An 18,715-nucleotide genomic window follows, 5' to 3' on the forward strand; every position below is an offset into this window, starting at 1 on the left:
CTCACCCTGGCAACGGGAACCGGCGCGCGACCTCTAACTGCAGAGGAGGAGGGCAATCATCGGGCCCGCGCACGTCGCAGCGGCGGCGCTCAGGTAACTGTATGCGCGCCAGGTGGGAGCGGGGATGGGCTGAGTCAGGCGCAGGACTCGCTCGACCACGGCGCTCCCTGCGGCCGCGAGGGACCCCTGAGGGAGGCGGTGACCGGTGCTGAGAAGAACCAAGCTCGCGACCAGTGGTGTGCGGCCGTGGTCACGAATGGCGGCGTCGTCGGCGCACATTTCCAGCAGGGGCGGGACGCACTGCGCGGCGGCGCGCATCAGGGGGAGCCGCGGCAGCGCCGCGGCCAGCGCACTTAGCGCCCCGACGATGAGATGGTGTCGGCCGCGCAGGTGGGCCCGTTCGTGGGCCAGTACTGCGTCCAAGCCGTCGTGGTCGAGTAGTCGTAAGGCCGCCGTGGTCGCGACGATGGCACGTGTACCGCCGCCGGAGACGCAGTACACGGCCGCCTTGTCGGCCTCGATCGACAGCACTCCATGGTGCTGTGTGCGGCGGCCGACCATGTGTACGGCTTCGGCGTGGCGCTGATTGCTCTGCTGGGTGCGCAGCGTGGCACTCACGACACGTCGTGCGGTGTGCGCCGCAACCACGATCGTCAGACTGAGCAACGCGATGGTTAACGTGGTGGCCACCGAGGTCGGCAGGTGGATGGCATCGGTGATGCCGAGGGTTTCGACGCAGAACGTCAACGCCGTACTGGTGATCAACGCATGACCGGCGCCGATTGTCAGTATCACGATGGCCCCGACCCAGGCGCAGATTGCCGTGCCGACGGCAGCCAGCCAGCCGCCTACGGCGAGGCGAGGAGGCACGACAGGCGCTGCGGCCGCGGTCAGGACGGCGGGGGCAAGCCAGCTCAGTGTGACCGCATAGAGCATCAGGAAGGTCACTGCGTTCATGGCGAGCCACCGGCGGTAAGGCGGGCGATGACTTTGCGTAGTTCTGCCGATTCGGTGTTGTCGATCTGTTCGAGAAAAAAGTTGAGGATCAGCGCGCTGTCGCCGCCGGATTCGAAGACGGTGCGCATCAGGTTGGCGGAGTGCTCTTCGCGACTCATCATGGGGCGGTAGTGGTAGGCCAAGCCGACTTTGTCGCGCAGCAGCCAGCCTTTGCGAAATAGGTTGTCCATCGTTGACATCGCGGTGGTGTAGGCGATCTGTCGTGTCGAGATCAGTTCATCGTGCACGCTGCGCACTGTCGCCGGTTCGTCGCGTGACCACAGCACGTCCATGATGACGGCTTCGAGCTCGCCGAACTGCCGGAGCGGTCTGGCCGCAGGCCCGGGGGGCGAATCTTGGCTCTTGTCGGCCACGGCTTTTAACCCTTCCTAGTCCCTGCGGCGGTGACGCCTACGTAGAGCGATAGTAGCTCGATTCACGAGATGCGCTGTGCGTCGGTGCTCTGCGGATTCGCGCGCCGGCTGTCTCCACCGTGGTCGGTCCGGGTTCGCCGCCAAAGGCGATGACCACGCCAGGCCAGCAGCGCCAGCGCGACGGCCAGGGCAATTGCGGGTGCGCTCATTGCGGACGCGAAGCGTTCCAGCCAGATTTGCACGTCGTACGCCGCGCCGACCCCGAAGATCCCGCCCAGGTTGGCGGTGCCGTCGGTGAGCAGGAACAACACGCCGATCGCGATCATGATCATCCCGGACAGCAGCGCCGAGGTGTGCGTGTGCAGGGGTCCCAGGCGCACCGGGCGGCCCCGTAGCCATCCTCGGTGTGCAAGGTCGAAGCGCTCCCAGCAGATGGCGAGGACAAACAGCGGTGCTGCCATGCCGAGGGCGAAGATCGACATCAGCAGTGCCCCATAGAGCGGATTGGCGCCCATCGCGGAGGTGGTGAGTACGGCACCGAGCAGGGGGCCCGCGCAGAATCCGGCCAGTCCGTACACCGCGCCCAGGGCAATCACCGAGAGGGTGCTTGAGATGTTGATGCGCGCTGTCAGCCGTTGTGCGCCAGGGACGCCGAAGCCCTTGCCGAGCAGCGTCATTACGCCGAAGGCAATGATCACCGCCCCGCCAATCATGGTGACTTCGCTGCGATACCGGGTGATGGCGCTGCCCACTGCCCCGACCCCCGCGCCCAACGGCACCAAGACCAGGCACAGTCCCAGCCAGAATGCGACGGTGCGACCGACCAACCGGTGAAGGCGGTCGAATGCGTAGGCGAAGAACGACGGCAGCAGCAGCGCTGAGCACGGACTCAGCAGCGACGCCACGCCGGCCAGGAAGGCGCCGACGAATCCGACGCTGGTCACGACTGCTCGGCCGCAGCTTCGATGGCGCGCTCGAAGTCTTCGGTGGGCTGAGCGCCGAGGATCGGATCGCCGTTGACGATGAACGCCGGTGTGCTCGGGACGCCGAGACTGGTGGCCTGGGTCAGATCGGCGTTGATGGCAGCGTCAAAGGTGGGTCCTCGCATACCGGCGGTGAACTTGTCGAGATCGGGCACTCCGGCCTGCTCGGCGAAACCGATCAGCGCGTCCTCGGTGAGGTCTGCGTGGCCGCGGTCCGGGGCGACAGCGAAGACGGCGTGGTTGAAGTCCCAGAATTTCCCTTGCTCGGCGGCTGCTCGGCCTGCGCGGGCCGCCAGCATCGATTGGTCCCCGAAGATGGGGAAGTCACGCCACTCTAGGCGCAATGTTCCATTGCTGACAAAGCGTTCGACCAGTTGCGGTTCGGTGTCGCGGCTGAACTTCGCGCAGAAAGGGCATCGATAATCGGCGAACATGACCATGACAACCGGCGCATCCACCTCGCCCAGTGCGAGTGGATCGTTGATGGCGCGCCGCTCTACAGACAGCAATGTTGTGTCGCTCGGCGTCGAAGGCGTCAGTTGCGTTGATATTGATGGTGATTCGGCAGTCGGTGCGCCATTGTCGGGGGAGTCCATGATCAGGTACACGATCAGCGCCACGGCGATGACCAGAAGCCCGCCGATGAACGCGACATCTTTGCCGACATTGTTGCGCTGACTCGCCATGAAAAAGCCTCCACCCTGAGATCTACGTATCTGCGTAGTAGGTACGTAGACATGTGTATCACAGCTGGGGAGGCCCTCGCGATAGGCGATCCCGGAGTGAGCGACTCGCGTGGCGGGCGGAGACGTGCCTCCGGCGCATCGCTACGCAGTGCCTCCACGACAGGGTACGGTTCGATCGAAGTTTCCCTTTGTCGAGACCGCGCCGAGTCTCTCGCCGGTTCGCTGTCAGCACCTTCATTTCGTGTTCAGCAAGATCGTTCGGCGAGCTGGGATAGTCGAATCCGGAGAGACAGCGCTGCACAACTCCGCGAAAAGTTAGACGCGCGATTCGTCCAATTAAGTGCCGAGGCCTCCCCAGTTTGGCCTCAAAGGTCTGCCCCCCAAAACATTTCTCCTGGTCTACGGTGGTCAGCCGGGTGGCCGCCGACCGGCATCCGACCAGACTGCTGGCAATGCGCTTACTCTGTCGCTTCAGTCGGCATGGCTAACGTCACCCAGTCGTGCAGTCCTCCCCGATAATAAGCCAATGCTGATGCGGGATAACCACTTTCCAGAAGCTGCCGAATCGCGTCGGCCGATTGTCGGCATTGCGGACCGTTGCAGAACACGATGGTCAATCGATCTGAGTCGAACTCATTGCGATGTTCTTCGATCGCGTCGTGCGGGATGTTAACAGCACCTGGGATGGTAACCCCGTTCCTTGAATCGGGTACCCGAGTGTCGACGAGTGCGGCGCCACCGCGCACCTTCTCGAGTAGTTCGAGCTCACCCACGGTAACGACATTCGGGGCACAGTGCAGTGGCTGCAGTTTTCCCACGTCGTATCGACCGCAACCAGATCGGGCTGTCCATCCACCGGACAAGGCACACCGACGGGATCCTGGGATCGCGTTCTAGTCCGACGCGTCATGGCTTTTGAAAGTTCTGGTGTCACTCCACATATCGTACCCGGCGGATCAGGCGTCCAGTTCGGCGAAAATTAACGCCCACGTGCCGACCTTCGTATTCACTTGACATGCAATACACTTCGGCTTGCGCCCGGAATGTTGGGATCAGATCCAGCGCGACCTCAAACGGATCCAAGCCCAAGGGGCAACGCCTGGTGGTTTCATTGCGGTTTCTGGACATGACTGGCAGATCCGCCCTCGTCGGCACACGCGATTCGCTGTGCTCGCGGTGCGATAGATAGCAGAGCCACACGATGGAGGACGCCAGGATCACCACTCCGACCCCAAGCGGGATGAGGGTCACTGTCAGCGTCTGGACGATTGTCAGCACCGCGACGAGGGGATCAAAGAACCCAGCCGGTGATAGCGGTCCCGGCGTCCGCGCAGCACGGCGACTGCATACACACTGGCGACGGCGAACCCGCCACCAGAAACGTGGCGATGATCATGTGCACGGTCTGCGGCGGCGTGGCGGGATTTAACGTCGCCGCGCACACGTCGACGATGGTGACCCCACCGTTGACGAGGTCGAACCCGCGCGGCCGGGTCGTCCACGCGTTCGCCATCACGACGAAGAACACCGAGGCGATCCCGGCCACCGCGCCGGGGCTTCCGGAGAGCAGGTGGTCGTCGGCGAGAAGCCGGTCCCAGCCGTAGAATAGATTCCCAGAACGAGCCCCCTATTGCCTTGGCCCAGCGGCGCGCCAGCAGCTGGCAATGCACGTCGCCGGTGCGGAAGCCTCGCCACTCGGCGAACAGCACCAACACCGGCATCCGACGCTGAAGCAGGCCAGAGTGACGGCGCGGGAGCCGGCGGAAGCGGCGGCGTGCGCCAACCCAACGACAGCGCCATCTGGTCGTGCGCGGCTACCAGATCCCACGCTGCGGCCAACTCGGTCACCATCGCGAGGAGACAGGCGGCGGCTACGGCGTCGTCATGCGACCGCGGTGACACGTCTACTCAATGAGCATCGGCAGGAACGTCGGCATGAACCCTGGCTGGCTGCGGCTGCTCCGTCAGACGCAGATAGGGCTTGACCGCGCGGTAGCCGGGAAAGCGCGCCGCGGCGTCGTCGTCAGAGACCCCCAGGCCGATGATGACGTCCTGACCGGGCTGCCAGTCCGCGGGCGTCGCGACGGGGTGTGCGGCGGTGAGTTGCAGGCTGTCGATGGCCCGCAGGATCTCGTCGAAGTTGCGTCCCGTCGACATCGGATAGGTCAGGATCAACTGCACGGTTTTGTCGGGAGCGATCACGAACACCGAGCGGACCGTGGCCGCGGCACTGGCATTCGGGTGGATCATCTCGTAGAGCTCGGACACCTTGCGGTCCGCGTCGGCAACCATCGGGAAGTTCACCGCACAGCCTTGGGTTTCGCCGACATCGCCCTCCCACGCCAGATGGGACTCGACCGAGTCCACCGACAGCCCAAGCAACTTGACGTTGCGCTTGTCGAACTCCCCCTTGAGCCGGGCGACCGCGCCCAACTCGGTGGTGCACACCGGGGTGAAGTCGCCGGGGTGGGAGAACAGCATCCCCCACGAGTCGCCCAGCCACTCGTGAAACGAGATGGGGCCTGCGGTGGTGTCAGCGGTGAAGTCAGGGGCGGTATCGCCCAGCTGCAGACTCATGGCGTGTCCTTTCATCGAAGAAATATAATCGATCATCTATGATCCTAGCGTGGAACCCTCGCCCAGTGTTGTGACACTCACCACGCCGTCACCCGCCGCTGACCCGGGGATGCTTCGCATCTCGCTGCCCGATCAGATCAAGGACCTGCTGCTGGGGCAGATTGTGGATGGCTCCTATCCGCCCGGACATCGCTTGGTCGAGACGGCCATCGCCCGCCAGATCGGTGTCAGCCAGGGTCCCGTCCGTGAAGCGCTGCGCCAGCTTGCCGGGATGGGCCTGATCCAGTTCGAAGCCAACCGAGGTTGCCGGGTCAGGCAAGTCGACCAAACAGAGATCGACGAAGTGTCGGAGGTGCGCGCGGCCCTGGAGGAAACCGCCGCCCGACTGGCCGCTGGCAGCCGCCCCGACCTCGTCCCTCTTACCGCCGAGGTGGACGGCATGGCCGCCGCAGCAGCAACTGAGGATCGCCAGGCCTACGTCCGCCATGCGATGCGCTTCCACCGGCTCATCGTGGTGGCGTCCGGTAACCGGGTGCTGCTATCGACCTGGGACTCGCTGGCCATCGAGGGCCGCACCGCTCAACTCGTCCTCGTGCCAGGGTTCGACATGGTCGGTGGCGCCGAGGAACACCGCCAGATCCTCGACGCTGTCGCCGCCGCCGACCCTGCCGCCGCCGCCCAGCTCTCCCGTGAGCACGAAGAGGCTTTTATCCGGAAGGATCCCGGCGGCACCGCTTCCCCCGGATAGCACGACGATCTCTACGGGCGCCACCGGCTCCACTACCGAACGACTTAGTCGCCTGAATCCATGGACAATTGACGAATGAGTGTGGATCTTGATACGAGCGGAAGTGCCGTTTGAGCTGGGACGATTGGATATGCTACCCAACAATTCGGTCCGGTGTAGAAATGGCTTCGCCAGTGATGACAGCCTCCTATTCTATTGGGGCGACAACGCCAACTGATCTTCCGGCTTGGCCGATCTCTGCTTGCCGAGAAGGCGCACATCGCCAATAGAAACCCGTCCGCGATCTCGGGAAGCGCGTGATGCGCCGAAGGGAAGCGTGCGGTAAATCCAGGGTGGCTCAGCAGTGTCGTTTACCGTTCAAGGCCGAGGGTGCCAGATGGCCGCGACCCGAAACCGCACACCGTAGGTCGTGCCGTCGCGAGGCGACGCGCCAGAGGTGGTATGCAGACTGACCGCCGCCTGCGCCTGCGGACTCAGGGTGGTGAACGTCGATCTCCGCTGCACCGCAGTCTTATTCGTCCCAACGCCCGTCGCAGTAAGGGTGTAGGTTTCGCCGTAGTCCAGCGGCACGGCAGGCGTCCACGACTGCCCATCTGAGGCCACAGCACCTGGAATCGGCGCACCCCGGTGATTGACCAGCGATACCTCTCGGAGTACAACTGCGGTGACTGTCGCCGAGACGCCTTCGGTGGGATGCACGCCGGTCGCTCCCGCAGGTGGCGTGATCACCACGGTCGCCGGCGTGGCTGGCATCGTCGCTGTGCTCACGGGTGCAGCACCCTCGCCGACATCGCTGGGCCAAAACATGAATGCGGCCGCAGCGATGGCCGCGACGGCCACTGCTGCGCTTGAAATGTGGCGCCACGTCAAGTGTCGTCGGCGAACGAGAACCACGGGACCCTCCTGAGCGGTCTAGCTGTATCGGCCCGACACCCACAAGCGAATGAGCGCCGTGAGTGCAGGTTTGCGGCGTGTAGCGCGGTCCGACTCCCCGCTTGCGTTAGCGAGTGCGCTCGCGTAGGAATGCTAAGCAAAGCATACGTACCTACTACGTAGATACATAGCTCGGCGTTCCCCCGTCCAAGTTGAAGGAGAGCCTGTGTTGTTACTCAGACGTGTGGTGATGGCGTTCGGCGCCGCGTTGGCGCTGACGGTCAGCGCCGTGCTGGGTCCGTCAGCGGTGGCGTCCGCCTTCTCGCGACCCGGCTTACCCGTCGAATACTTGATGGTGCCGTCGGCGGCGATGGGGCGCGAGGTCAAGGTCCAGTTTCAAAGCGGCGGCGTGAACTCACCGGCGGTGTATCTGCTCGACGGTCTACGCGCCCGCGACGACTTCAGCGGCTGGGACATCGAGACCAACGCTTTCGAGATGTACTACCAGTCGGGCCTGTCGGTGGTCATGCCGGTGGGCGGCCAGTCGAGTTTCTACAGCGATTGGTATCGGCCGGCATGCGGGAGCGCCGGATGCACCACGTACAAGTGGGAATCGTTTCTAACACAGGAGCTTCCAGCATTTCTTTCTCAACAGCGTCAGGTGAAGGCGACGGGAAGCGCCGCGGTGGGTCTGTCGATGTCGGGCTCGGCGGCACTGACGTTGGCGATCCACCATCCCCAGCAGTTTCGGTATGCAGCGTCGCTGTCGGGGTTTCTCAATCTGTCCGAAGGCTGGTGGCCGACACTGGTGGGCGTGTCAATGAAGGACGCGGGCGGTTTCAGCGCCGAAGACATGTGGGGGCCGTCATCCGACCCGGCGTGGCGGCGCAACGATCCGATGGTCAACATCGGCCAACTCGTCGCCAACAACACCCGGATCTGGGTCTTCGCCGGCAACGGCAAGCCTGCTGACCTCGGCGGTGGGGCTCTGGAAGGGGACAACCTGCCGGCGAAGTTCCTCGAAAGCTTCACGCTGAGAACCAACAAGACCTTTCAAGAGACTTATCTGGCCGAAGGCGGCCGCAACGGAGTGTTCAACTTCCCCGACAGTGGCACACACAGCTGGGCCTACTGGTCTGAACAACTCGCACTCATGAAGCCGGATATTCAGCGCACCCTGGGCGCAGCTGCACCGGTGGCCGGCTGATACGCCGGCCCTCTCGACGTCCAGCATTTATGGGCATGCGCCCGACTGCGCACAGCCGCACGCGGTCAACCAGCGCCGCGGCAGCCCAATGCCGGCGTCAGACATCGATGACGCGGGTTACGTTTGGGGTCATTCCGCCGAGGCGGACCGGGGACACCTTCACCGGAACACCGGATTGTTGAGCTTCGACCATCTGACCGTTGCCGAGGTAGAGCGCCTCGTGTTGGCTGCCGCCAGGCCCCCAGAAGAGCAGATCGCCGCGCCGTGCCTGGGCACGGGGCACCTGACGCCCGGCGGTGTACTGGTCGCCCGACCACCGAGGAAGCAGAATTCCGACCCCCGCGAAGGCGAAGCGAGTCAAGCCTGAGCAGTCGAAGCCGACGGTGCCTGCGCCGCTGTCCACACCCGCGCTTGGCCCGTTGACGTCTCCGCCTCCCCAGGAATACGGCACTCCGAGCTGTGAACCTGCCCGTCGCACAACGTATTCGATCGCCATCGGCCCCTTTGCGCGGACGCTTCGCGGTGCGCCCACTGTCGGCAAGGCGGCGCCCATGAGGAAGCTGCGGCCCAATTCGAGCGTGGTCTCGGTGGCGATCCGGGCGGCCTCCAACGACGCGTTGGCGATAGCCACGGGATCCCCGGGCGCACCCGCGCTGGCCCGGCGCGGCAACGTAGGGTCCCACTGCTCAGGCTGTGCCACTGCATGTACCGGAAAAGCGGCCATCGCCCACGGCGTACCGACCACGCATGCCAGGCGGAGAGCATCACGGCGCCGCACAACGGCAACCTCCACGTCGTTATCGAAGTCGAGTTACTGAATTAATACGTACGTAGCTAGACAGTAGGTTTGGTGCGTCACGGATTGGGTTACGGGGCGCCTCATTTCGGCAACTTGCGCCTCCGCCCTGGCTGTCAGGTCTCGGCCGCATGCGGGCGCGAACGCCTGCACTGGGTAAGGCCTCGCGCCGGGGCTGGCGGGTTCAGCGCTTCCCGGAGCCGCCCGATCGCAGAGCGGAAGGGGGCAATGTACGTACATCCGGATAGGCCGTCCGCTGTGTTACCGTGGCGATACCCTACGGGGTATTGAGAGATCCGTTTGAGAAGGGAAATCCATGACAACTCCGAGTGCCGCCTTCCTGATCGACCCGTCCGAGCTTGAGGAGATGTTGGGGTCGCCGACGCCTCCGCGTGTCCTCGATGTGCGCACACCGGGGGAGTTCGAGACCGTTCACATCGGTGGCGCCTACAACGTGCCCTTAGATCTGCTGCGTGAGCATCGAGAGGACATCTCCCGCCACCTCGACCAGGACGTGGTGCTGGTGTGTCGGTCGGGTCAGCGGGCTGCGCAGGCCGAGGAAGCGTTGCGCGGTGTGGGTCTGCCGAATGTGCATGTCCTGGATGGGGGCATGGCGGCGTGGGAGAGCCGCGGCCTGGCGGTCAATAAGGGCCGGACGCGCTGGGATCTTGAGCGCCAGGTGCGGTTGGTGGCCGGTTCTCTTGTGTTGAGCAGTGTGCTCGCCAGCGTGGTTGCCCCCAAGGTCAAGTGGCTTGCTGCCGGGATTGGTGGCGGTTTGACGTTCGCCGCAGTGTCGGACACCTGTGCGATGGGCATGCTGTTGGCCAAGCTTCCTTATAACCGCGGGACCTCGTGTGACGCACAATCGATCGTCGCCGAGTTATCCGCGACGGCGACTCCGCGTTGACGCGGAACACGGCACAGACGCCGCAGTCCGTCAGCTGCTCGGCGACAGGGCGCCCTCGGTGAGGAATCGGTAGCCCTCGGTCGGGGAGAAGCGGGCGCTGACGGTGAAGCGGTCTGCGCGAATTAGCGTGTGGCGCAGTTCGATTGGCTTCTGTTCTACGCAACTGAGCCTGCGGATGGCCAGGGCGGCGCAGCGCTCGTCGAGCGCGAGCAGCTCGGCTTCCGGCGGTTCGGGAACGACTGCGGTGATGTCTTCGCGCCCGCCGGTCAATCGAACGCCGCAACGGGTCTCGAGTTCGATGTAGAGCGCGGTATGGGTGAAGTCCGCCTCCAGGAGCGGTCGGGCGACTTCGGCGGGCAACCAGGCGAAGTCTAGGGCGAGGGGATGATCGCCGGCCATGCGAAGACGCTCCAGGTAGACCAACGACGCGTCGGGTGGCAGTTCCAGTGTTGTGGCCACGGTGGGGTCTGTTCGGACGTCGAGGACGCGTACCACACTGTGCTGGGGCACCCCGGTGGCCTCGACTGCGGCGAACAGGCTGTAGAGCGCACCAAGGGGCTGCTCGATCACCGGCACTTCGGCAAGTCTGGTCGCTCGTCCCCGCTCGGCGATCAATACGCCCGCGTGGCGCAGATGGCGCAGCGCTTCGCGCACAGTGTGACGGCTCACGCCATAGCCGCTGGTCAAGGCATGCTCTCCGGGAAAGCCGGAGGTGAATTCACCGGCCTGGATGCGTGCCAGGAGGTCAGCATGCACTTGCGCCCATAACGGGAGCGCGCTGCTGCGATCGATGCGCGATGCGAGGTCTCCCTGCTGGGCCACGATTACCTCCTCGTCCCTCGGTTTGCTTGGCACCCAGTGTCGCGTGCAGTAGTGCATTTCCGGGACTGACACGCTAGCGTAGTCGGATGTACGTACATCCCTACATCTTGGCGTGGATCTGTTCCGCCGCTGGAGCGCGCTCGGTGAGCAGCGGCTTCGTGCAGGGACGGGCATCCGCCACCAGACTTCAGGAGGTTGAGCAGTGAATGCAGTAGGACATCAGGTCGTCGTCATTGGGGGCGGTAACGCGGGAGTGTCGCTGGCGGCACGCCTTCGGCATGCGGGCATGAACGACGTCGGGATCATCGAGCCCTCGGACACGCACTACTACCAGCCGTTGTGGACGCTGGTCGGCGGGGGCTGTGTGAAGGCGGACGCCAGCGCTCGGCCGCAGGCGTCGGTGATGCCGCAGGGTGTGGGATGGGTCAAGGATCGGGCTTGTGAGATCGATCCGGAGAAGCAGCGCGTCAGCACCGAAGGTGGGGTCACTGTCGGTTACGACCACCTCGTGGTGTGTCCGGGTATCCAGCTCGACTGGACTGCGGTGCCCGGTATGGCCGAATCCTTGGACTCGGCAGCGGTGTCGAGTAACTATCGCTACGACTTGGCGCCCAAGACATGGGAGTTGATCAGGTCGATGCGGTCGGGAACGGCGATTTTCACGATGCCGTCGGGGCCGATCAAGTGTGCGGGTGCGCCGCAGAAGATCGCTTACCTGGCTGCCGATTACTGGCGGCGCCAGGGGGTGCTGTCCAAGATTCGGATCGTCATGGTGTTGCCGACCCCGGGCATGTTCGGTGTGAAGGAGTTCTCCGACGAACTTGAACGCGTCGTGGCCCGCTATGGCATCGAGGTGCGCTTCAACAGTGAAGTCACCACCGTCAATCCCGACACCCGCACGGTGACGATCACAGACAACGCCGCCGACAGCACCTCCGAGGTCGGCTATGACCTGCTGCATGTCGTCCCCCGCCAGTCGGCGCCGGACTGGATCAAATCCAGCCCGCTGCGCGCTGACGACAATCCCGGCGGCTACGTCGATGTGGACAAGAACACTATGCGGCACAATTCCTTTGACAACATCTTTGCTCTCGGCGATGCCGGATCGACACCGAACTCCAAAACCGGTGCCGCGATCCGCAAGCAGGCCCCAGTGGTGGCGGCCAACCTGGCTGACAGCATCGCCGGCCGCCCACTGTCGGCGTCCTACGGCGGATACGCGTCGTGTCCGTTGACCACCGCGCGCGACAAGATGCTGCTCGCCGAGTTCGACTACACGATGCGCCCGGCACCCTCGATCCCGTTCATCGACACTACCCACGAACGGCGCGACATGTGGCTGCTCAAGCGCTACGGGCTTCCCGCGATGTACTGGAACCTGATTCTCAAGGGCCGGGCGTGACTGCGGTAAGAGTGCTGCATGATCGACCCTGATGAGCGACGATTGAATGACGCCGAAGCGGGGTTTGGTTTATACCGGAGGGGGTACGTCATGATCGGCTCCGGTGTGAGGCAAATAAGAGGGTCTAGCGACAGGCCTCATCGCTGGCGACGGAGAAGCTGAGCGGCGCGAGAGTGCCCTGTCGTAGGGGAGACGCATGACCGACACCGTGATCCCGGAGTTGAAGGCGACACGCCCTTTCCCGGCGCGTTATAAGCCTAAAGGCACCCTGATCTACCAGTTGATCACCACGACCGATCACAAGCTGATCGGACAAATGTACTTCGCCGCTACATTTGGGTTTTTTCTCGCCGGCGGTCTGATGGCCCTTTTCATTCGCACCGAGTTGGCCGTACCGGGGCTGCAATTTTTGTCCAACGAGCAGTACAACCAAATGTTCACCATGCACGGCACGTTGATGTTGCTGCTGTTCGCCACCCCGATGGTCTTCGCGTTCGCGAATCTGATTTTGCCGCTGCAGATCGGCGCGCCCGACGTCGCCTTCCCGCGCCTCAACGCCTTCTCGTTCTGGCTGTTTCTGTTCGGTGGTCTGATTGTCCTGGCTGGATTCATCACCCCTGGTGGTGCGGCCGACTTCGGGTGGACGGCGTATGCGCCCCTCAGCGATGCGATCCACTCACCCGGCGCCGGCGGGGATCTGTGGATCATGGGCCTGATCGTCTCCGGACTGGGCACCATCTTGGCTGCGGTCAACATGATCACCACGGTGGTCTGCATGCGCGCCCCGGGCATGACGATGTTCCGGATGCCGGTCTTCACCTGGGACGTGCTAATCACCTGCATCCTCGTTCTGGTCGCTTTCCCAATTCTGACGGCGGCGCTATTCGGACTTGCCGCCGACCGCCACCTCGGCGCCCACGTCTACGACCCGGCCAACGGCGGAGTGCTGCTGTGGCAGCACCTGTTCTGGTTCTTCGGCCACCCCGAGGTCTACATCGTGGCCTTGCCGTTCTTCGGCGTCATCACTGAGATCATCCCAGTATTCTCCCGCAAACCCATCTTCGGCTACACCACCATCGTCTACGCCACCATCGGCATCATGGCGCTGTCGGCGGCAGTATGGGCGCACCACATGTACGCCACCGGCGCCGTGCTACTGCCCTTCTTCGCGTTCATGTCCTACCTGATCGCCGTGCCGACCGGCATCAAGTTCGTCAACTGGATCGGCACCATGTGGAAAGGCCAGATCACGTTCGAAACCCCCATGCTGTGGGCGGTAGGCTTCCTCTTCACCTTCCTGCTCGGCGGCCTCTCGGGGGTCATCCTCGCGAGCCCCCCGCTGGACTTTCATGTCACTGACAGCTACTTCCTCATCGCCCACTTCCACTACGTGCTGTTCGGCACCATCGTGTTCTCCATGTTCGGCGGCTTCTACTTCTGGTTCCCGAAGATCACCGGCCGCCTCATGGATGAGCGACTCGGCAAGCTGCACTTCTGGACGACCTTCATCGGATTCCACACCACCTTCCTGGTCCAGCACTGGCTTGGCGATGAGGGCATGCCGCGCCGCTACGCCGACTACCTGCCCTCCGACGGCTTCACCACACTCAATGTCATCTCCACCATCGGGTCGTTCATCCTGGGGATATCAACCCTGTTCTTCCTGTGGAACGCGTTCAAGAGCTACCGCTATGGCGAACCCGTGACCGTGGACGATCCGTGGGGATACGGCAATTCCCTGGAATGGGCCACCAGCTGCCCGCCGCCGCGGCACAACTTCACCGAACTGCCCCGCATCCGGTCCGAACGGCCGGCTTTCGAACTGCACTATCCGCACATGGTCGAGCGGATGCGGGCCGAGGCGCACATCGGTAAACACGCCACGGCCTTTGAATCGCCTGAGGGTTTCGGGCCCCGGACCGAACCGGACCGCAGCAGCTAGCTCGCCAGACGCGGGAAGGTCATTTGAGTCTACCGTGTTTATAGAGATACCCCCCTGGGTATCTAACCCTGAGGGGTTACAAGGGAAGGATCGGGCATTGGTCAGCGACGAAGAGGCCATGGCATTGGTGCTCAACAGGTTGCGGCGTGCGCAGGGACAACTGGCAGGCGTCGTGGCGATGATCGAAGCGGGCCGCGACTGCAAAGACGTGGTGACCCAACTCGCCGCGGTGTCCAAGGCGCTCGACCGGGCTGGGTTCAAGATCGTCGCCACCGGAATGCGGCAATGCCTGACCGGCGCAATTCCCGAGGGCACGCAGCCAATGACCGAAGCCGAACTGGAGAAGCTGTTCTTGGCCTTGGCATGACCCGACGACCCATTAGAGAGAACAGGGGAACATCATGACGTTGGCCATATCAACCACACTGCAAACGGGGTTCGATGAGGCCGTGCGCCGAACCCGAGAAGCATTGTCCGAACAGGGTTTCGGCGTGCTGACCGAGATCGACGTGAAAGCGACGTTGAAGAAGAAGCTCGATCAGGACATGGAGGACTACTTGATCCTGGGTGCCTGCAACCCGCCGCTGGCACACCAGGCCATCGACGTCGATCGCCAGATCGGCCTGCTGCTGCCCTGCAACGTCGTCGTACGCGCAGACCGTGACGAACCCGGGACGGTGATTGTCGACGCGATGGACCCGCAGATCATGGTTCAGGTCGCTGATCAGGTCGGGCTGCAACCTGTCGCCGACAGCGCGGCCGCCAAATTGCGTGCCGCCATCGAATCGCTGACGTCCGCCGCCGACTCTTCCCGTTAGACGTTCGTCGGTGTCTACGTGTAGTGACGACTCAGCATGACCGTGTCCATCGCTCTGGCCCTGGCGTTCGGCGCCCTCATCGGAGTGCTGCTCGGATTGTTGGGCGGCGGGGGCTCGATCCTGGCGGTACCGGCGCTGGTGTACGCCGTCGGGCTGGACATGCAACAAGCAATCCCGGTGTCACTTCTGGTGATCGGCGTGGCCTCGGCGGTCGGTGCGCTTCCCAAGATCCGGGCCAAGCAGGTGCAATGGCGTCTGGCAGGTGTGTTCGCCGCGGCGGGCATACCCGCGACCTTTGCCGGCGCCGCGATCGGGTCGCACCTTCCGCAGTCGGTGTTGTTACTGGGCTTCGCCGCGGTGATGGTGCTGGCCGGCGCCCGGATGCTCAGCAGCAACGACCACACCGGCACCGCCTGCGACGCCGAGGGCGGCATCGACTGGCGGCGCTGCGCTCCGCGATCCATCCCCGCCGGGTTGGCGGTCGGGCTCCTGACGGGACTGTTCGGCGTCGGCGGCGGATTTCTGATCATCCCCGCCCTGGTGCTGATGCTCGGAGTGGAGATGCCGATCGCGATCGGCACGTCGTTGCTGATCATCGTCGCGAACTCAGTCGCCGGCTTCTTGTCCCACCTGCACGGATTGAGCGTCGACTGGGCCCTCGCGGGGGCATTCGCGGCCACCGCGACCGTCGCCTCGCTCGTCGCGGGCCAGCTGGGCACCCGCCTCAACACCGACCGGCTGCAGCGCTGGTTCGCCTACCTGGTCTTCGTGGTCGCGGCGTTCGTCGTCGTCGACACCATCTTCTTGCGCTGACACAACCTCATACCGCACGACAATCTCGAACAAAGGAGCAAAGCCATGAACGTGACCATCATCGAAACCTCGGGTCTCGGAGACCGTAGCTACCTGGTCAGCGACGGCGACGTCGCCACCGTCATCGACCCGCAGCGCGATATCGACCGGGTCCTCGACCTCGCGCAGGAGAAGAACGTCAGCATCACCCACGTGCTGGAGACCCACATCCACAACGACTACGTCACCGGCGGGCTGGAACTGGCCCGCACCGTGGGAGCGGAATACGTCGTCTCAGCCGAAGACGACGTGGCCTTCGACCGTCGCCCGGTCGCTGACGGCGACATCATCGACGCCGGCCCGTTCCGTTTCCAGGTGCTGCACACCCCAGGCCACACCCACACCCATGTGAGCTATGTCCTACAGAACACTGGCGGCGAGCCGGTCGGCGTTTTCACCGGCGGGTCGATGTTGCACGGCACCACCGGACGCACCGACCTGCTCGGCGATGACCACACCAAGGAGTTGACGCACGCACAGTTCCACTCCGTGCGCCGGCTGGCCGCCGAACTGCCCGACGACGTGCAGGTCTATCCCACCCACGGATTCGGCAGCTTCTGCTCGGCCACCCCATCCAGCGGTGACTCGTCGACCATCGCCGAGCAACGGTCCAACAACCCGGCACTGACCAACGACGAACAGACCTTCGTCGACGAACTCATTGCAGGCTTGTCGGCATACCCCGCCTACTACGCGCACATGGGCGTCATCAACGCCGAAGGCCCACAACCGGTCGACCTGTCCATGCCCGCACCGGTCGACGCCGGCGAGATCCGCCGGCGGATCGATTCGGGTGAATGGGTGGTCGACCTGCGCAACCGAACGGCATTCGCCGCGGGCCACCTCTCAGGCAGCATGGGATTCGAACTGTCCGGCCAGTTCGTCACCTACCTCGGCTGGCTCTACGCCTGGGGTACGCCGCTGACCCTGATCGCTGAGCGGCCCGAGGACATCCTCGAAGCGCGCCGCGAACTGGCCAGGATCGGTGTCGACAACCTCACCGGATCAGCGGTGGGCGACGTGGACACCCTCGCCGACGGTACGGCGCTGAACTCCTACCGGGTCGCCGACTTCGCCGACCTGCGCGAGACGATCGGGGCAGACGGTCTCACGGTCCTCGACGTGCGGCAGACCAACGAATTCGACGAAGCCCACATCCCCGGCGCGCTCAACATCCCCCTGCACGAGCTGCTGTCGCGCCGCGGCGAGGTCCCTGACGGACAGGTGTGGGTCCACTGCGGGTCCGGGTATCGCGCCTCGATCGCCGCCTCGATGCTCGACAAGCCCAGCCGCACAGTCGTGCTCATTGATGATGCGTTCGACAACGCCAAAGAGCAGGAACTGGTCGGCGCCGCATAGGCGGCGCCGCGTCGTCCCGACCGTTGCTCCATCGAACTCTTGTGAGGAACCCCGTCGTGTCAGTCACTCGCCGCTCGCGCGCGCTCCTGGCGGCCGCGGTTGCCATCGTCATAATCGCCGCCGGAGGTGTCGGGGTCTGGGCGTGGACACGCAGCGACACCCCGGTGCCGGTCGCCACTCCGTCTCCGCCGTCGACCACACCGGCGACGGTCACGTTCCGTCCGGCGGCCAACGCCGCCGATGTCGACCCCCTCGGCGACGTCAGGGTCCAGGCCAGCGACGGCACGCTTGCCAGTGTGTCGATGGTCAACGACAGCAACGTCGCGGTTCCTGGCGTGATCACCCCCGATGACCTGCTGTGGAAACCCACCGTTGCGCTCGGTTACGGCCGCACCTACACGGTGACTGTTCAGGCCCGCGGCGTCGGCGGCACACCGGTGACTCGCACGTCGAGATTCACCACGTTGACGCCGAGCAACCAGACCAAGGTGTCCCTGACGACCACCTCCGGGGCGGCGATCACCGCCGGGGGCACGTACGGGGTCGGTACCGTCGTGGTCGCGCACTTCGACGAGCCGATCGCCGATCGCGCCGCGGCGCAGCGCCGCTTGTCTGTCACGACCGCGCCGACGGTTCAGGGCTCGTGGTACTGGATTGACGACCAGAACGCCCATTGGCGCCCGGAGCGTTACTACACCCCCGGCACCACCGTGGGGGTCGCGGCGAACGTGTACGGAGCAGCTCTCGGTGATGGCCTCTACGGCCAGGAAGACACGCGGGTGTCGTTCCGGATTGGTGACTCCCACGTCTCCGTCGCCGATGATGCCACCAAACAGATCAGCGTCTACCAGAACGGTCAGCTGGTCCGCACCATCCCGACCTCGATGGGCATGGGCGGCACTGAATCGGTGGCAGGACAGGAGTTTTCGTTCTGGACCCAACCCGGGGTTTACACCGTGATGGACAAGGCCAATCCCGTGATCATGGACTCCTCCACCTACGGGCTGCCGATCAATTCGCGCCTCGGTTACAAGGAAACCATCCCGTATGCCGTGCGGCTGTCCAACGACGGCATCTACGTCCACCAACTGGAGAGCACGGTGTGGGCACAGGGCAACACCAACGTCTCCCACGGCTGCCTCAACGTCAACGCCGACAACGCTCAGTGGTTCTACGACTTCGCCCAACCCGGAGATGTCTTCGAGGTGCGCAACACCGGCGGGCAACCGTTGCAGGTATGGCAGAACGGGGACTGGAGCCTGCCCTGGGACCAGTGGCTTGCCGGCAGTGCATTGACCTGACACGCGATAGCGATGAAGCGATGGGAAGTGATCGGATGGGCGCGATAACTGTGGGGATCATCCAGGCGGGCC

19 protein-coding genes and 1 pseudogene are annotated in these 18,715 nt (G+C 64.2%); 10 read left to right on the forward strand and 10 right to left on the reverse strand.

Annotated elements, in window-relative coordinates; translation table 11 throughout:
* Window positions 1-33 precede the first annotated feature (33 nt).
* From DYE23_RS29405 to DYE23_RS29440, 7 genes and pseudogenes are all read right to left on the reverse strand, one after another.
* Window positions 34-957: a M56 family metallopeptidase gene (locus DYE23_RS29405; RefSeq protein ID WP_115329213.1), complete on the reverse strand. Its 924-nt coding sequence runs from the start codon at window positions 955-957 to the stop codon at window positions 34-36.
* On the reverse strand, window positions 954-1,370 hold the full coding sequence (locus tag DYE23_RS29410) for a BlaI/MecI/CopY family transcriptional regulator (protein ID WP_264033052.1): 417 nt from the start codon (window positions 1,368-1,370) through the stop codon (window positions 954-956). The genes DYE23_RS29405 and DYE23_RS29410 overlap by 4 nt, the downstream gene beginning before the upstream one ends.
* 62 nt (window positions 1,371-1,432) lie before the next feature.
* Window positions 1,433-2,314, reverse strand: coding sequence for a cytochrome c biogenesis CcdA family protein (locus DYE23_RS29415; protein ID WP_115329214.1), 882 nt, complete (start codon window positions 2,312-2,314; stop codon window positions 1,433-1,435).
* On the reverse strand, window positions 2,311-3,039 hold the full coding sequence (locus tag DYE23_RS29420) for a DsbA family protein (protein WP_115329215.1): 729 nt from the start codon (window positions 3,037-3,039) through the stop codon (window positions 2,311-2,313). Before DYE23_RS29420 ends, DYE23_RS29415 begins: the two co-directional genes overlap by 4 nt.
* Before the next feature lie 458 nt (window positions 3,040-3,497).
* Window positions 3,498-3,812: a rhodanese-like domain-containing protein gene (locus tag DYE23_RS29425; protein WP_308207164.1), complete on the reverse strand. Its 315-nt coding sequence runs from the start codon at window positions 3,810-3,812 to the stop codon at window positions 3,498-3,500.
* 518 nt (window positions 3,813-4,330) lie between these two features.
* Window positions 4,331-4,639: pseudogene (locus DYE23_RS31140) on the reverse strand (cytochrome ubiquinol oxidase subunit I); the annotation flags it as partial.
* Between the two features lie 308 nt (window positions 4,640-4,947).
* A complete protein-coding gene (locus tag DYE23_RS29440) occupies window positions 4,948-5,616 on the reverse strand; it encodes a peroxiredoxin (protein ID WP_115329217.1) in 669 nt (222 codons plus the stop codon).
* Between the two features lie 49 nt (window positions 5,617-5,665).
* Between DYE23_RS29440 and DYE23_RS29445 the strand changes: the two genes are divergently transcribed.
* Window positions 5,666-6,364, forward strand: a complete 699-nt coding sequence (locus DYE23_RS29445; RefSeq protein ID WP_172527967.1) for a GntR family transcriptional regulator — start codon at window positions 5,666-5,668, stop codon at window positions 6,362-6,364.
* Between the two features lie 357 nt (window positions 6,365-6,721).
* Here the strand turns inward: DYE23_RS29445 and DYE23_RS31030 are convergent, their stop codons facing one another.
* Window positions 6,722-7,171, reverse strand: coding sequence for an Ig-like domain-containing protein (locus DYE23_RS31030; RefSeq protein WP_172527970.1), 450 nt, complete (start codon window positions 7,169-7,171; stop codon window positions 6,722-6,724).
* Between the two features lie 316 nt (window positions 7,172-7,487).
* Here DYE23_RS31030 and DYE23_RS29450 point away from each other — a divergent pair, with 316 nt between their 5' ends.
* The gene (locus tag DYE23_RS29450; protein WP_115329246.1) at window positions 7,488-8,444 is read left to right on the forward strand and encodes an esterase family protein; all 957 of its coding nucleotides are present in this window, start codon (window positions 7,488-7,490) and stop codon (window positions 8,442-8,444) included.
* A gap of 97 nt (window positions 8,445-8,541) precedes the next feature.
* Here the strand turns inward: DYE23_RS29450 and DYE23_RS29455 are convergent, their stop codons facing one another.
* Window positions 8,542-9,168 (reverse strand): NlpC/P60 family protein, encoded by a 627-nt coding sequence (locus tag DYE23_RS29455; protein ID WP_115329247.1) that lies wholly within the window; start codon window positions 9,166-9,168, stop codon window positions 8,542-8,544.
* Window positions 9,169-9,556: 388 nt separating this feature from the next.
* Between DYE23_RS29455 and DYE23_RS29460 the strand changes: the two genes are divergently transcribed.
* Window positions 9,557-10,147, forward strand: coding sequence for a rhodanese-like domain-containing protein (locus DYE23_RS29460; protein ID WP_115329219.1), 591 nt, complete (start codon window positions 9,557-9,559; stop codon window positions 10,145-10,147).
* Between the two features lie 30 nt (window positions 10,148-10,177).
* Here the strand turns inward: DYE23_RS29460 and DYE23_RS29465 are convergent, their stop codons facing one another.
* Entirely contained in the window at window positions 10,178-10,969 is a 792-nt protein-coding gene (locus DYE23_RS29465; protein WP_235660671.1) for a GntR family transcriptional regulator, read from the reverse strand.
* Between the two features lie 202 nt (window positions 10,970-11,171).
* On the opposite strand from DYE23_RS29465, the gene DYE23_RS29470 reads away from it, so the two are divergent.
* From DYE23_RS29470 to DYE23_RS29500, 7 genes are all read left to right on the forward strand, one after another.
* The gene (locus tag DYE23_RS29470) at window positions 11,172-12,371 is read left to right on the forward strand and encodes an NAD(P)/FAD-dependent oxidoreductase (RefSeq protein WP_115329221.1); all 1,200 of its coding nucleotides are present in this window, start codon (window positions 11,172-11,174) and stop codon (window positions 12,369-12,371) included.
* Window positions 12,372-12,567: 196 nt separating this feature from the next.
* A complete protein-coding gene (ctaD, locus tag DYE23_RS29475; protein WP_115329222.1) occupies window positions 12,568-14,313 on the forward strand; it encodes an aa3-type cytochrome oxidase subunit I in 1,746 nt (581 codons plus the stop codon).
* Window positions 14,314-14,410: 97 nt separating this feature from the next.
* Window positions 14,411-14,680, forward strand: coding sequence for a metal-sensitive transcriptional regulator (locus tag DYE23_RS29480; protein ID WP_115329223.1), 270 nt, complete (start codon window positions 14,411-14,413; stop codon window positions 14,678-14,680).
* 34 nt (window positions 14,681-14,714) lie between these two features.
* On the forward strand, window positions 14,715-15,131 hold the full coding sequence (locus DYE23_RS29485) for a DUF302 domain-containing protein (protein WP_115329224.1): 417 nt from the start codon (window positions 14,715-14,717) through the stop codon (window positions 15,129-15,131).
* Between the two features lie 42 nt (window positions 15,132-15,173).
* On the forward strand, window positions 15,174-15,944 hold the full coding sequence (locus DYE23_RS29490; protein WP_115329248.1) for a sulfite exporter TauE/SafE family protein: 771 nt from the start codon (window positions 15,174-15,176) through the stop codon (window positions 15,942-15,944).
* Window positions 15,945-15,989: 45 nt separating this feature from the next.
* Window positions 15,990-17,342: an MBL fold metallo-hydrolase gene (locus DYE23_RS29495; protein WP_115329225.1), complete on the forward strand. Its 1,353-nt coding sequence runs from the start codon at window positions 15,990-15,992 to the stop codon at window positions 17,340-17,342.
* Between the two features lie 164 nt (window positions 17,343-17,506).
* Window positions 17,507-18,643 carry a L,D-transpeptidase gene (locus tag DYE23_RS29500; RefSeq protein WP_235660682.1) on the forward strand — a complete coding sequence of 379 codons (1,137 nt, stop codon included), beginning with the start codon at window positions 17,507-17,509 and terminating at the stop codon, window positions 18,641-18,643.
* The last annotated feature ends 72 nt before the right edge of the window (window positions 18,644-18,715 follow it).

It is taken from the genome of Mycolicibacterium gilvum (genome assembly GCF_900454025.1).
GTDB lineage: Bacteria > Actinomycetota > Actinomycetes > Mycobacteriales > Mycobacteriaceae > Mycobacterium > Mycobacterium gilvum.

What these genes read in the sequence shown, in the direction of transcription:
- DYE23_RS31030 (WP_172527970.1), bottom strand. Translation starts at nt 7,171, where the DNA reads ATGTTTTGGCCCAGCGATGTCGGCGAGGGTGCTGCACCCGTGAGCACA.
- DYE23_RS29440 (WP_115329217.1), bottom strand. Translation starts at nt 5,616, where the DNA reads ATGAGTCTGCAGCTGGGCGATACCGCCCCTGACTTCACCGCTGACACC.
- DYE23_RS29405 (WP_115329213.1), bottom strand. Translation starts at nt 957, where the DNA reads ATGAACGCAGTGACCTTCCTGATGCTCTATGCGGTCACACTGAGCTGG.
- DYE23_RS29485 (WP_115329224.1), top strand. Translation starts at nt 14,715, where the DNA reads ATGACGTTGGCCATATCAACCACACTGCAAACGGGGTTCGATGAGGCC.
- DYE23_RS29455 (WP_115329247.1), bottom strand. Translation starts at nt 9,168, where the DNA reads ATGGCCGCTTTTCCGGTACATGCAGTGGCACAGCCTGAGCAGTGGGAC.
- DYE23_RS29460 (WP_115329219.1), top strand. Translation starts at nt 9,557, where the DNA reads ATGACAACTCCGAGTGCCGCCTTCCTGATCGACCCGTCCGAGCTTGAG.
- DYE23_RS29420 (WP_115329215.1), bottom strand. Translation starts at nt 3,039, where the DNA reads ATGGCGAGTCAGCGCAACAATGTCGGCAAAGATGTCGCGTTCATCGGC.
- ctaD (WP_115329222.1), top strand. Translation starts at nt 12,568, where the DNA reads ATGACCGACACCGTGATCCCGGAGTTGAAGGCGACACGCCCTTTCCCG.
- DYE23_RS29450 (WP_115329246.1), top strand. Translation starts at nt 7,488, where the DNA reads ATGGCGTTCGGCGCCGCGTTGGCGCTGACGGTCAGCGCCGTGCTGGGT.
- DYE23_RS29495 (WP_115329225.1), top strand. Translation starts at nt 15,990, where the DNA reads ATGAACGTGACCATCATCGAAACCTCGGGTCTCGGAGACCGTAGCTAC.